The organism is Metapseudomonas cellulosilytica, from assembly GCF_049334135.1.
Lineage (GTDB): Bacteria > Pseudomonadota > Gammaproteobacteria > Pseudomonadales > Pseudomonadaceae > Metapseudomonas.
The window spans coordinates 340,840-353,541 of sequence record NZ_JBHZGN010000004.1 but is presented as its reverse complement, the minus strand read 5'-3'; the positions used below and the strand labels follow the sequence as shown (position 1 = coordinate 353,541).

The following is a 12,702-nucleotide window of genomic DNA, read 5'->3' as shown; positions in this document are numbered from 1 at the left end:
CAAGATCAATAGGATGCACGGCGGCAGCAGGGAGTGGGGGTTGGTGTGTTTGGCGACTGCCAATTTACCCACTTCCCTGACTGTCAACTCGCTCTTCCCCCAGACTCCGCGAAGAACCTTTTTTTTATCTCCCTCTGCACATCGTTTCGGGCATCGCGCCTGACGATGGAGCCCCTCGTTTTCCGCCCCGCCCCGGCTTTCGTTCCGCCAGCCGATGGGCCCTTTCCCGCATCCGGGCGCCGTTATTTAGCCATTATTAATACTGAGATTATTCCTACGCTTTTTTGGGAAACATCAGTTCATAGGTAGAGAAAATTCGACATTTACTTACAGAGCTGCGTGCGCAAATCACGCGCGACTAAAGGGAATTTTCCAAGTGATAACGAAGTTATTCCACGAATTGAAAGGAAGATTCCTACAAACCAGAAAACAAGAGAGAAAGATCTATGAAGCGGCCTTCCAAGTGCCTGCGAAAAGTGATGGCACTTCATTGCCAAAAGATGCCATTTTGATATCACTTTGATGCCACACCGGTTTCCTCAATGTTCACTTCCGGATCCCCGCAGGCATGAACAACCAGGTAGCCGAGACGATGTAAGCCACCAAGGAGAGCGGAAGATGAAAATCAACAAGATTGCAGCTGTGGTTGGTCTGGTTATCGCTTCGTCGGGTGTTCATGCAAATGGGTCGGGCAGCATCAGCGGTGTCATCCACTTCACGGGAGCGATCGTCGTTGGCGCCTGCGACATGCCCGCTTCGGAATGGTACCGCCACGCCGGGCGGGATAACGGCATCAGTCCGAAACAGGCCGGCCCCGTGCCGCCGTCGAGCAACCTGTGCGCCGGCATCGTCGATACCTCCTCCATCAAATCGACCGCCGTCGCGCACACCAACGGCAAGATCGTCACCGTCACCTTCAACTGATCCGCCTGGCTCACCGCCGACTTGTAGGATGGGTGGAGCGGAGCGATACCCATGCGGACAGGCCTGATAGGTATCGGGCTACTGACTCGGACTCTGTAGAGGAGGATGTCGCTTTTCACATCCACCAGCCTCGATACCGTGGGAGCGATTTCAATCGCGATTGGCCAGCGAAGCTGGTCCCGGTGCTTACCGGGCGGACCTGCGGTCCGCTTTCGCGAATGAATTCGCTCCTACAGGTGCGTCTGCGGCCCTCGTACCGTGACCTACACCGCAGAACATCTGTTCATCAACGGTCATAAGCGGAGCGAACAAGAATGGTGGTCCCTGGACGACGATCAGGCATCAGCGCTGGTGGACCTGGACTGGTGGAAAACCTGGAAGCCGCTCCTGCAACAGACCATCGCGGTATCTCCGGCGATACCGGCAGCCATCACCGCCACTGATAATCTCGACTCAATGCCTACCACCTGAGTGAGCGCTGCAACGGTTCCAATTGGAAAACCAATGCATGGCCGCGATGAAAAATCCTGGCCCTGGCCAAAGGCACCGATCAGGAAACGTAGCCCAGATGAAGTCCGGGCTACGGAACTCCGTAGGGTGGACCACGCTCCACCGGTCCACCATCCGCGGTTCGGCCTGACTCCGCTGGTGGATGTAAAAAGCGACATCCACCCTACGAACTATGAATAATCCTGGCCCAGGCCAAAGGTACCGATCAGGAAACGTAGCCCAGATGAAATCCGGGCTACGGAACTTCGTAGGGTGGACCACGCCCCACCGGTCCACCATCCCCGGTTCGGCCGGACTCCGCTGGTGGATGTCAAAAGCGACATCCACCCTACGCACTATGAATAATCCTGGCTCTGGCCAAAGGCACCGATCAGGAAACGTAGCCCAGATGAAATCCGGGCTACGGAACTCCGTAGGGTGGACCACGCTCCACCGGTCCACCATCCGCGGTTCGGCCTGACTCCGCTGGTGGATGTAAAAAGCGACATCCACCCTACGCACTATGAATAATCCTGGCTCTGGCCAAAGGCACCGATCAGGAAACGTAGCCCAGATGAAATCCTGGCTACGGAACTCCGTAGGGTGGACCACGCTCCACCGGTCCACCATCCGCGGTTCGGCCTGACTCCGCTGGTGGATGTAAAAAGCGACATCCACCCTACGAGCTCCGCCGTACCGGTCGACTCCGCCGCGCCATCCAGACAGCTTGAGTCAGGCAGAGCCGATGAGTCATGGCAACGCTCTCAGGACCTGGTTTCCCAAGTTCAAATGAATATCGCTCGATCGCACTAACAGTGGACTGACCAATTGCAAGTCCCATATCGGACTATCCAAGCCCCCAACCAAACTTCTCGGGCAACACCAAACCCGCAGGAAACTTCCTACACATACTGACAAAGTAATTCCGGATACCGGAGAAGGCTGCACCGGGACGGCAAAAACATTGGCGCCCGTCTATCTCGGCACTTCCGGACAGCCCGTGAAAAACTCAATCAAAGAAAACAGCGACAACCTTGTAAGCATGCCCTTACATGGAAGAGAGAGCGGGCCGATAGCGCCGAAAAACGCCAATAAATTAACTTTGCCGGGCATTTCGATGCAGCACTTTTCATATCTATGGAGATTCACATGAAGAAGTTTTCTCTCGCTGTCCTGGCCATGTCCGTTATCGCCGCCAGCGGCTCCGCTCTGGCCGTCGAGGCAGGTAAAGGCCAGATCAGCTTCACCGGCGTGATCAACAACGACGCCTGCTCCGTCGAAGGCAGCACCGGCAAGGAAAAGGCCATCGCGGTTGACCTCGGCAACATCTCGATCAAGGACCTGGGCACCGACACCGCTCCGAACGCTGGCCGCCTGTCGGCCAACGACATCAGCCTGAACATCAACTGCAACGCCGGCACCAAGGTCTCCATGACGTTCGACGCCAGCAAAGGCTCCGGCGTCGTCGACGGCAAGAAAGTCCTGAAGCTGACCCAAGGTAGCAATACCGCCAAGAACGTCGGCATCGCCATCCTGGACATCAACGGCAATGTCATCGACCTAACCAGCGGCGCTGCGACCCCCGCCAAGATCGAGAGCACTCTGAACGGTGGCGACGCCACCCTGACCTTCGCCGCCGCCTACGTCACCACCGCCGACCCCAAGACTGCCGTCCCTGGTGACGGTAACGCCACCCTGCCGTTCACCCTGCACTACGAGTAAGCAGCTGACCCTGCTTCCATGACTGGCGGGGCCTCCGGGCCCCGCCTCCTCTACGCAATCCAGTGGTAACAGTTATGGCCCTTCGCAAGATCTCCGCCTGCCTGGGCGTCCTGAGCCTGGTGCTCGCCTCCCATGTGTCCGCCGGAATATCCCTGAGCGCCACACGTATGGTTTTCAAGGGTTCCGAGAAAGAAGCCAGCATCATGGTGCGCAACACCGGACAAGCCGCGCTGGTGCAGTCCTGGCTCGACAATGGAGACGACTCGGATACGCCTCCGCCCCTCGCCGTGACACCCCCGCTTGCCCGGATACCAGCGGACGAACGACAACTGCTGCGCGTCCTCTACGAAGGCAGCGGCATGCCCAGTGACCGTGAATCGGTCGTCTGGCTGAACGTGCAGGAAATCCCCCAGGCCGTGCCAGGGAAGAACGTCCTGCAACTCGCGGTCAACCAGCGGATCAAGGTGTTCTTCCGCCCCGCCGGTCTGCCCGGCGATGCCCGAGTGGCGCCGGAAGAGCTGCGCTGGAGCCTGGAAACCCGTGGCAACACGGCCGAGCTCACGGTCAGGAACCCGAGCCTGTATCACGTTTCCATGTCCGACGTGCGCCTCGGCAAGGGTGAAGTCGTGGTGGACTCGACCATGATCGCGCCCGGGCAGCAACGGTCTTTCCCCGTCAAGCAGATGCCCGCCACGAATGAGCCGGAGCTGAATTTCTCCGTCATCAACGACTACGGAGCGCAAGTGCCCTACGCCACGAGACTCTCGGCCGGCAAACCCGAGGGCGTCACGGCACAGCGGTCCGAACAAGCTCTGTAACAGCCCCATACCAATCCCAAGGTTCATCTCTGGCAGGCGCCGAGCGCCCCTGCCCGGCCCTCCTCATGCCTGTCGGAGGTGAACCAGACTTTTTGCAGGCGTTGAGAAATGAGCATTTGGCCTGGTCACTACACTGGACGGGATAGACGGACAGCTCCGTCTGCCATTCCTCCCAGTAAACTCGCGTTAGCCATTTCCCTGGCTCTTCCCAGCCTGGCGTTCGGAGCCGAAGCCCCGGTAGCGCCACAGGCGAGCGACCCACAGGCCGAAGCGTTCAACACCTCCTTCCTGAAGGGCGCACCGTCGCCCGTGGACCTGCAACTGTTGCTGCGCGATAACAGCACCCTGCCCGGCAACTACCGCGTCGACATCTACGGCAACCAGGTGCTGGTGGGACGCCGCGACATCGACTTCGTGCGCAACCCGCAAGCGGGCACTGTCGAGCCATGCCTGCACTACGACATGCTCGAACTGCTGGGTATCGACCTGGCCAAGCTGGTGGAACAAGGCAAGCTGCGGCCGGAAGCACCCCAGACCTGCTACGACCTGCCCGCGCTGATCGACCAGGCCGCCCTGCGCTACGACCCGACGCGCCTGCGCCTTTACGTCAGCATTCCACAGGTCGCCATGCTCCGGGGCCGACGCGGCTACGTCGACCCCGCGCTCTGGGACAACGGCGTCACCGCCGCCTTCATCAACTACCAGCTCAACGCCAACCGCAACAAGGATGACTACGGCCGCCAGACCGCCAACAACCTGGGCCTGCGCAATGGCTTCAACCTGGGTGCCTGGCGGCTGCGCAACGAATCCAACTACCGCACCGGTAGCAGCCGCAAGAGCAAGTTCACCAGCAACCGCTCCTATCTCCAGCGCGATCTCACCGCGCTGAAAGGGCAATTCACCCTCGGTGAGATCTACTCTGACGCCGACCTGTTCGACAGCGTCCGCTACCGGGGGATCAAACTGGCGTCCGACGAGGGCATGAGGGCGGACAGCGAACGGGGCTATGCACCGGTGATCCGTGGCTTTGCGGAAACCAACGCCACGGTGGAAATTCGCCAGAACGGCTATGTGCTCTATTCCACCACCGTGGCCCCCGGCCCCTTCGAGATCAATGACATCTACCCCACCGGCTCCAACGGCGACCTGGAGGTGGCCGTCATCGAGGCGGATGGCCGCCGTCGCGTCACCCGGCAGGCCTTCTCCAGCCTGCCGACGATGATTCGTGAAGGGCAGCTGAAGTACAGCGTGTCGGGCGGCCAGTTCAACAGCAACACCGACGGCCTCAAGACCCCCAACTTCGTCAGCGGCACCACGACCTACGGGGTGAGCAGCAACCTCACCGGCATCGCCGGTGTTCAGGCGACCCAGGACTTCAACGCCGTAGCCATCGGCGCCGGGCGGAACACCACCATCGGCGCCTTCTCGGTCGACATGACCCACTCGTCCAGCCGGGTTCGCGGGCTCTCCGCAACCGGCAACAGCTTGCGGGCGCTGTATGCCAAGACTTTCACCGGTACGGACACCAGCTTCACCCTCGCGGCCTATCGCTATTCCACCGAGGGCTACCGGACGCTCTCCGACCATGTGCAGGAGCTGAGCGATGGCGTCAGCTTTGCAAGGGGCCGGTCGAAGATCCGTACCGACCTGACCGTCAGCCAGAGCCTGGGCAACTACCGTTACGGCACCCTCTACATCAACGCCAGCGACGAGCGCTACTGGGACCGGGGCGGCTCGCGGAGCCTCTCCGCCGGCTACTCCAACAGCTGGCGGGACGTCAGCTACAACTTCAGCGTGTCCCAGACCAGGAACCTCGGTACCTCCTCCTCCTACGCCTCGAGCGAAAGGGACACCCAGCTCAACCTCTCGGTGTCCTTCCCCCTGGGATCGACATCCCGCGCCCCTCGCGCCTATGTCTCCACCAGCAGCCAGAAGCACAGCGACAGCACCCAGGTCGGCGTGCACGGCTACCTGTCCGAAGACAGCGACACCTCGTACTCGGTGCAGGGCAGCCACAACAACAACAGCGGCAGTGCCGGCTCCGCCAGCCTGAACAGCCGCACCGCCTTCGCCGAAGTCGGCCTGGGTTACAGCAAGGGCCGTGGCTACAGCTCCGAGAGCCTGAGTCTGTCAGGTTCGGTAGTGGCCCATGCCGGTGGCATCAACCTGGGCCAGCCCGTGGGCGAGACCTTCGCGCTGGTCGAGGTACCGGATATCCCGGGTGTCGGCATCAGCAACTACAACCGCGTGAGCACCGGCTACAACGGCTATGCGGTAGTGCCCAACGCCCAGCCGTACCGGACCAACTGGATCACCCTGGACACCCGCAATCTCGGCGGCGGCATCGAGATCGAGAACGCGACCCAGCAGGTCGTCCCACGGCGTGGCTCGGTGGTGCGGGCCCGGTTCGAAGGCAAGAAGGGACGGCGGGTCCAGTTCGAGCTGTTCGATACCCAGCAACAGCGCATTCCATTCGGCGCCTCGCTGGAGGATGCCACCGGCAAGCAACTGGCGATCTCCGACCCGAGCGGGCGGGCGCTGGCATTGGTCGAAGAGGACCAGGGAACGCTGGTCATCAAGTGGTCAAGCCAGCAGTGCTCGGCTACCTACACCCTTCCGCCGGAAAAGCCCACGAACTACGAACGCTACCAGCTCGTCTGCGCGCGGGGACCGCTCTGATCGAAACGGCATGCGCTACCGCCATGCCGGACGTCAGCCCTCCCGGCGCACCGCCAGGTCGTTGCGCCGGGCGAACTCGATCAGCTCGAGCAGGGAGTCCAGATTGAGCTTCTGCTGGATTCGCGTCTTGTAGGTGCTCACGGTCTTGTTGCTGAGCAGCATCCGCTCCGCGATGTCCTTGTTGGAGAGTCCGGAGGCCAGATACTGCAAGACCATCAGTTCCTGATTGGACAAACGCCCCACCAGTTCGGCCTCGCTGAGCGCGGGTACCTGGCTGCTACCCTGGGTCAGGGCGGGAAAGACGGTGAAGCCGGCACTGATGGCATTGATGGCAGTCACCAGGTTCTGCAGATCTTCTTCCTTGCTGATGAAGCCCTTGGCGCCAGCCTGGAAACACCGCTGGGAGAAGCTGTCGGCCGGCTGGGCGGTGAGTACCAGCACATGGCTCTCGAGACCCAGGGCGCGGATGCGCGAGATGACGTTCAGCCCATCGAGCCGTGGAATGCCGATATCCAGGATGACGATATCCGGCTCGTGCTGGCGAATCAGCTGCAAGGCATCGACGCCATTGTCGGCTTCGCCAACGACCACCATGTCGTTGCGCTCCAGCAGCATGCGGACAGCCATGCGGATGACCGGATGATCATCGACTATCAGGGCACTTCTCATTGCGACCTCGAAAAGCCAGTGGGACCGGGCATCCTTGACGCAGCCCGCGGAGGTGACGAAAGGCGTCACCGGTGAATTTTCCTACAAGATCACAGGAGGCGTCTCCTAGATGAAACCTCCTTACGCTGAGTAACTTGGCCGGGATACCTATTCCTGTCGAGCCCTCTCCATGAAAAACCTGAGCATTCTGGTGCTGGAAGACGAGCCCTTCCAGCGCCTGGTCGCCGTCAGCGCCCTGCGCCAACTGGGCCTGGGGCGCATCCTCGATGCCGCGGACGGCGCCGCTGCCCTGGCCGCGCTGGATACCTGCGGCGGCGTCGACATCGTGCTCTGCGACCTGCGCATGGCGGGCATGGACGGCCTCGAGTTCCTGCGCCGCGCCAGTCAGTCGGCGCTGGTGCGTTCGGTGATCCTCAGCAGCGCGGTGGAACCGGAGCTGCGCCAGGCGACCCATGCCCTGGCCCGTTGCCTGGACCTGGAGTTCCTCGGCGACCTGGGCAAGCCCTTCGATATCCAGCGCGCCGGCCAGATGATCGAACGCCACAAGCGCCTGCAACCGACGCGCCCGGCCCCGTCCTTGGACCAGGAGCCGCCAATGCTGGACGAGATCCTCCTGGGCCTTGAGCAAGGCGAGTTCGAGGCCTGGTTCCAGCCCAAGGTGCATCTGCAAAGCGGCTTGCTGCACGGAGCGGAGGTCCTCGCCCGCTGGCGCCACCCCCGGCGCGGTGTACTGTCGCCGGCGCAGTTCCTGCCGGCGATGGAAGCCCATGGGCTGGTCGACCGGTTGTTCTGGCAACTCTTCCAGCAGGGGTTGGCGCTGCAGCAGGAATTGGCCCGCGACGGCCGGCAGGTCAACCTCGCCTTCAACCTGCAGCCCCATCAGTTGGGCGATGGCGATATCGCCACGCACGTGGGGCAGGCCCTGGAAGAAGCCGGCCTGCCGGGTGAAGGCCTGACCTTCGAGCTCACCGAGACCGGCCTGCTGGAGGCGCCGGCCGCCAGCCTGGAGAGCCTGGTACGCCTGCGTCTGATGGGCTGCGGCCTGGCCATGGACGACTTCGGTGCGGGCTACTCATCCCTCGACCGCCTCTGCGAGCTGCCTTTCAGCCAGCTCAAGCTGGATGGTGCCTTCGTTGGCAAGCTGATGAACCAGCCCCGCAGCGGCGCCATCATCAGCAGCGCAGTGGCCCTGGCGGAGGCGATGGACCTGAGCCTGGTGGTGGAGGGGGTGGAGACCACCGAACAGCGCGACCATCTTCTGGCCCTGGGCTGCAAGCTGGCCCAGGGCTTCCTGTTCTCCCGCCCCCTGGACGCTGAAGGGTTCCGTGCCCTGTTGGCGGAAAGCGCCAGGGATCAGTGATCCCCCTGGGCCATCCATTCCGTCAGCGCCCGTTCCAGCTCCAGCATCGCCTCGCGTAACGCCTCTGCGCCAGCCCGCAATTCGACGGGCACAGGCGCCGCGCCCTTGCAGGCTTGCTCCAGCCGGTTGCAGGCGGCGATGAGCGATTCCGCCTTGACCACCCGCGCCGCGCCCTTGAGGCGGTGGGCGAGTTCGGCGAGCCCCGGGGCGTCCCCCTGCTCGGCAAGCTGGACCAGGGGCTCCAGGTCGCGTCGATTGGTATTGAGCAGTTCCGTCACCAGGTTGCGGATCAGGCCCGGGTCGCCTCCGGTCAATGGCGCCAGCGGCGCCAGGTCGAACAGCAGCGGGCCGGCTTCCGGCTCGACGCCACCCCGGCTCACTGGCTCCGAGGGTGGCTCGCCACTGGCCAGGCCACGCAGCTTCTCCTCCAGCACATCGAGCCCGATCGGCTTGATCAGGCAGTCATCCATGCCGGCCTGGATGCCCCGCTCGATTTCTTCCTGCTGGGCGTCGGCGGTCAGCCCGAGGATCAGGGTCGGCTCCAGCCCGTCCGATCGCTCCTGTTCGCGGATGGCACGGGCGAGGTCGGCGCCGCTCATCCTCGGCATATGGCAGTCGGTGGCCACCACGTCGAAATGCCCGAGCCGCCAGGCTGCCAGCGCATCCACCCCGTTTTCCGCTTCCACCACCGCGTGTCCGAGGTGTTCCAGTTGCTGGGCGAGGATCTGCCGGTTCACCGGATGGTCGTCCACCACCAGTACCCGAAGCCGGTGCCTTTCGCCGCTCCCCACCGGTGCCGGGGCGTCCGACACCGCCACCGGGTCGAGGCGGTGCAGACGCAGCTCCACATCCACCCGCGTGCCCTGGCCGGGGACGCTGGAAAGGGTCAGGCGGCCGCCCATCATCTCGCAGAGGGAACGGCATATGACCAGCCCCAGGCCAGCCCCCTCGGTCTGCTGGAAGCCCCGTTGCACCTGGGCGAAGGGACGAAACAGGCGCGCCTGGTCTGCCGCAGAGATGCCGATGCCGGTGTCTTCCACGCGGAGGCTGACCCGCAACATGCCCGGTTCCGCCTCCTCGCCCTCGACGTGCACGCGAACGCTGCCTTCGCGGGTGAACTTGATGGCGTTGCTCACCAGATTGGAAAGGATCTGCTTGAAGCGCAGGCCGTCCACCAGCACATCGCCCTGGATGCTGGAGTCGATCTCCAGGACGAGGTTGAGGCGCTTTTGCCGCGCCAGCCCGTCGAAGACCCGAGCCACGGACTCCACCAGCTCCCGCAGGTTGGCCCGGCGCGGCGCCAGGTTGAGGCGGCCGGACTCGATCCGGGCGATATCGAGGATGTCGCCGATCAGCTCCAGCAGGCTGCGCGCGGAGCCGTAGGCCACTTCGATGCTTGCGCGGTCGATGGGCTGGTCGGCGGCACGCTTGAGTGCCAGCTCCAGGATGCTGATCACCGCATTCATCGGGGTACGGATTTCGTGGCTCATGGTGGCGAGGAAGGTGGTCTTGGCGCGGCTGGCCGCATCCGCCAGGTTCTTCGCCTCCTCCAGTTCCTCCACCAGGCGGCGGTGCTCGGTGATATCCAGCCAGCCGCAGATCACGCCTTTCACCGCGCCAAGGGAATCCCGGAAGGGCTGGATCCAGTGGTCGATCCAGAGCTCGCGCTCGCCCAGGCGTATCGCGTGCACGCCCTGGATCATCCGCCCTTCGGCCATGGCCTGCCGGTACAGCCGATGGAACTCCGGCGCCGCCTCGAACGCCGCCGACGGCAACTCCAGCGCGGTCCGGCCGAGCACATCGGTTGCCGAAAGGCCGAGCGTGTCCAGGTAACTGCGGTTGCAGGACAGCAGGCGCCCCTCGGCGTCGCGCACGTACAAGGGCGGCGGCATGCTGTCGGTCAAGGTCTCGATGAAGCGCAGTTCGTCGCCGAGCTGCCGCTCGGCCTGTTTGCGCCGGCGAATCTCGCGCCGCTGGTACAGGACCCAGGCCAGCACCGCCAGCACGACCAGGGCCGCCCCCATGAGGATGCGCTGGATGAGCACGTCGTAGTCGCGCCAGGTCTGTGGGCTCATGCCCGGCGTACCCTGCCAGCGGCTGATCATGGCGTTGAGCTCCGCCGGCGGGAGCCTGGCCAGGACCTTGTCGATGATCGACTGCAGTTCGCCGTCGGCCCGGCGAACGGCGAAGTTGGCGCTGGCCGGGTCGATCTTCGCCAGCGCGGCGATCGTCAGTTGGCCGTTGAACAGGCGCGGAATGTAGTAGCGCGCCATGGGCATGGTAACCACCGCGTAGTCCACCTCGCCCTCGCTCACCCTGTTCATGGCATCGATCGCGGAGTCGAACTCGACGAATCTGGCCCCCGGGTAAGCGGCGCCCAGTTCCTTCTCGGCCATATGCTCGCTGACCAGGGCCAAGCGCAGCCCTGCCGACCGGTCAGGCGGCAGGGCTGCATCGGTGCGGCCGACCAGCACGAAGGGATAGCGGATGATGGAGCGGGAGAATCGCAACGACTTCTCCCGCTCCCCGCTCGGAATCACGATGGCCAGCTCCGCTTCACCCTGCTCCAGGCTCTCGATCTGCCGGGAGACGCTGCCCGCCCGGGTGACTGCCGTGAAGCGCAAACCGGTCTGCAAGGCCACCACGTCCAGCAGGTCGGCGAAAAAGCCCCGGAACTGTCCGGCCTCGTCGAAGAAGGCCCCCGGCGCCATGTCGTCGTCTATCACCAGCCGCACCAGCGGATTGTCCTTCACCCACTGCGCCTCCACCGGTGACAGCAGCAGCGGCTCGCTGAGCGGCATCAGGCCGCTGCCCACCCGGCTACGGACGATATCCTCCAGCCAGGTCCGGCCCGAGGCCTGCAGGGCGCCGTCGAGCCCTCGCAGCAGCGCTCCGTCGTTCGCGCGCAGGATGAAGCCCAGGCTGGCGTCCGCCCCTGCGGGAAAATGGTCGAACTTGAGCATGCCATCGAAGGCACGATTGAGCCGGTAGGTAACCGCCAGGAAGCTCCCCAGGACCAGGTCGGCCTGGCCGAGTACGGGCAGCGACATGGCCTGATCGATGGACGCCGCCTCCACGGGACGCGCCGCCGGGTAGAGCCGGGCGAGGAGCGGCGCGAGATCCGGCATCAGCGCAACCCGCACGCCCGCCAGGTCCTGCGGCAAGTCACCCGCGCCCTCATGGCGCCGGAACAGCGCAAGGCGATCGCGGACCAGGGGTCGGCTGTGGACAACCGGCATTCCGCCGCCTTCCCCGGCGGAACCCACGAGCATGTCCACTTCCCGCCTGAGCAGGGCATCGAACAGCGCCTGCCGGTCGGGATACTGGCGCAGGCGGATCTGCATTCCGAGGAGCTGGCTGACCAGGGAGGTGACGTCCGCGGCTATGCCCTCGTAGGCCCCGTCTCGCTGGCTGATTTCCATCGGCTCGACGCCCTGCGCGGTGATGCCCATCACCAGTTCGCGCTTCTCCCGCAGCCAGAACCAATCGTCCTCGCTGATGGCAAGACCCTGGTGATCCACCACCAACGAACTGGACAGCACGCGCGCGGAGGCCTGCGCTTCGGCGCCCGGCAACGCCACCGCGAGCAACAGCGAGAAAAACAGGCAAATGGACAGCCGGACGGCGGAGATGCGGGGCACTGAGCCGATCCACCTCGTAGGCAAACGCAAGAAGAACATTGGCCATGGTCCCTGATCGATGTGAGCCAGCATCTAGCGGCTGGCTCATAACCTACACACCTTGTAGGAAACTTCCTAGCTGACTAATTGCGGGTCAGAGCGGAAATATACTTGCGACTCCACTTCGATGCGGATTGCCAACGCGCATTGTCGATGGATCCGGGGCTGAACTCGGACACAACATCGAAATTTCTCGTCAAGTTTCAGAATTATCTCAATTGAAAGTGGTTCGATTCTGACGAAAAAGAACCATTAAATCCAACTTGATCAAATATCAGGCCCGTTCCGCTCAATTACCCGAAAAAGTTCGCGACAGTTCTCGGCATCGAATCATCCGAACGCCCGACGAAACTTCTCAAGG

General features: G+C 63.3%; 8 protein-coding genes. 6 read left to right on the top strand and 2 right to left on the bottom strand.

Annotated features, from left to right (window positions below):
* Positions 1–618 precede the first annotated feature (618 nt).
* The 5 genes from ACFW0H_RS07675 to ACFW0H_RS07655 all read left to right on the top strand — a co-directional run bounded on the left by ACFW0H_RS07675 (position 619) and on the right by ACFW0H_RS07655 (position 6,632).
* Positions 619–924, top strand: coding sequence for a hypothetical protein (locus ACFW0H_RS07675; RefSeq protein WP_422913298.1), 306 nt, complete (start codon positions 619–621; stop codon positions 922–924).
* A 258-nt stretch (positions 925–1,182) separates the two neighbouring features.
* Positions 1,183–1,395, top strand: coding sequence for a hypothetical protein (locus tag ACFW0H_RS07670; protein ID WP_422913297.1), 213 nt, complete (start codon positions 1,183–1,185; stop codon positions 1,393–1,395).
* A 1,167-nt stretch (positions 1,396–2,562) separates the two neighbouring features.
* Complete coding sequence (locus tag ACFW0H_RS07665) at positions 2,563–3,135, top strand: fimbrial protein (RefSeq protein ID WP_422913296.1); 573 nt, start codon at positions 2,563–2,565, stop codon at positions 3,133–3,135.
* Positions 3,136–3,209: 74 nt separating this feature from the next.
* On the top strand, positions 3,210–3,953 hold the full coding sequence (locus ACFW0H_RS07660; protein WP_422913295.1) for a fimbrial biogenesis chaperone: 744 nt from the start codon (positions 3,210–3,212) through the stop codon (positions 3,951–3,953).
* Positions 3,954–4,061: 108 nt separating this feature from the next.
* Positions 4,062–6,632 (top strand): fimbria/pilus outer membrane usher protein, encoded by a 2,571-nt coding sequence (locus ACFW0H_RS07655; RefSeq protein WP_422913294.1) that lies wholly within the window; start codon positions 4,062–4,064, stop codon positions 6,630–6,632.
* A 33-nt stretch (positions 6,633–6,665) separates the two neighbouring features.
* Here ACFW0H_RS07655 and ACFW0H_RS07650 read toward each other — a convergent pair whose 3' ends face one another.
* Complete coding sequence (locus tag ACFW0H_RS07650) at positions 6,666–7,301, bottom strand: response regulator (protein ID WP_422913293.1); 636 nt, start codon at positions 7,299–7,301, stop codon at positions 6,666–6,668.
* A gap of 169 nt (positions 7,302–7,470) precedes the next feature.
* Between ACFW0H_RS07650 and ACFW0H_RS07645 the strand changes: the two genes are divergently transcribed.
* Positions 7,471–8,661 (top strand): EAL domain-containing response regulator, encoded by a 1,191-nt coding sequence (locus ACFW0H_RS07645; protein WP_422913292.1) that lies wholly within the window; start codon positions 7,471–7,473, stop codon positions 8,659–8,661.
* On the opposite strand, the gene ACFW0H_RS07640 is transcribed toward ACFW0H_RS07645, so the two are convergent.
* Positions 8,655–12,302 carry an ATP-binding protein gene (locus tag ACFW0H_RS07640; RefSeq protein WP_422913291.1) on the bottom strand — a complete coding sequence of 1,216 codons (3,648 nt, stop codon included), beginning with the start codon at positions 12,300–12,302 and terminating at the stop codon, positions 8,655–8,657. The genes ACFW0H_RS07645 and ACFW0H_RS07640 overlap by 7 nt on opposite strands.
* Positions 12,303–12,702 lie beyond the last annotated feature (400 nt).

What these genes read in the sequence shown, in the direction of transcription:
- ACFW0H_RS07665 (WP_422913296.1), top strand. Translation starts at nt 2,563, where the DNA reads ATGAAGAAGTTTTCTCTCGCTGTCCTGGCCATGTCCGTTATCGCCGCC.
- ACFW0H_RS07660 (WP_422913295.1), top strand. Translation starts at nt 3,210, where the DNA reads ATGGCCCTTCGCAAGATCTCCGCCTGCCTGGGCGTCCTGAGCCTGGTG.
- ACFW0H_RS07675 (WP_422913298.1), top strand. Translation starts at nt 619, where the DNA reads ATGAAAATCAACAAGATTGCAGCTGTGGTTGGTCTGGTTATCGCTTCG.
- ACFW0H_RS07650 (WP_422913293.1), bottom strand. Translation starts at nt 7,301, where the DNA reads ATGAGAAGTGCCCTGATAGTCGATGATCATCCGGTCATCCGCATGGCT.
- ACFW0H_RS07655 (WP_422913294.1), top strand. Translation starts at nt 4,062, where the DNA reads ATGAGCATTTGGCCTGGTCACTACACTGGACGGGATAGACGGACAGCT.
- ACFW0H_RS07645 (WP_422913292.1), top strand. Translation starts at nt 7,471, where the DNA reads ATGAAAAACCTGAGCATTCTGGTGCTGGAAGACGAGCCCTTCCAGCGC.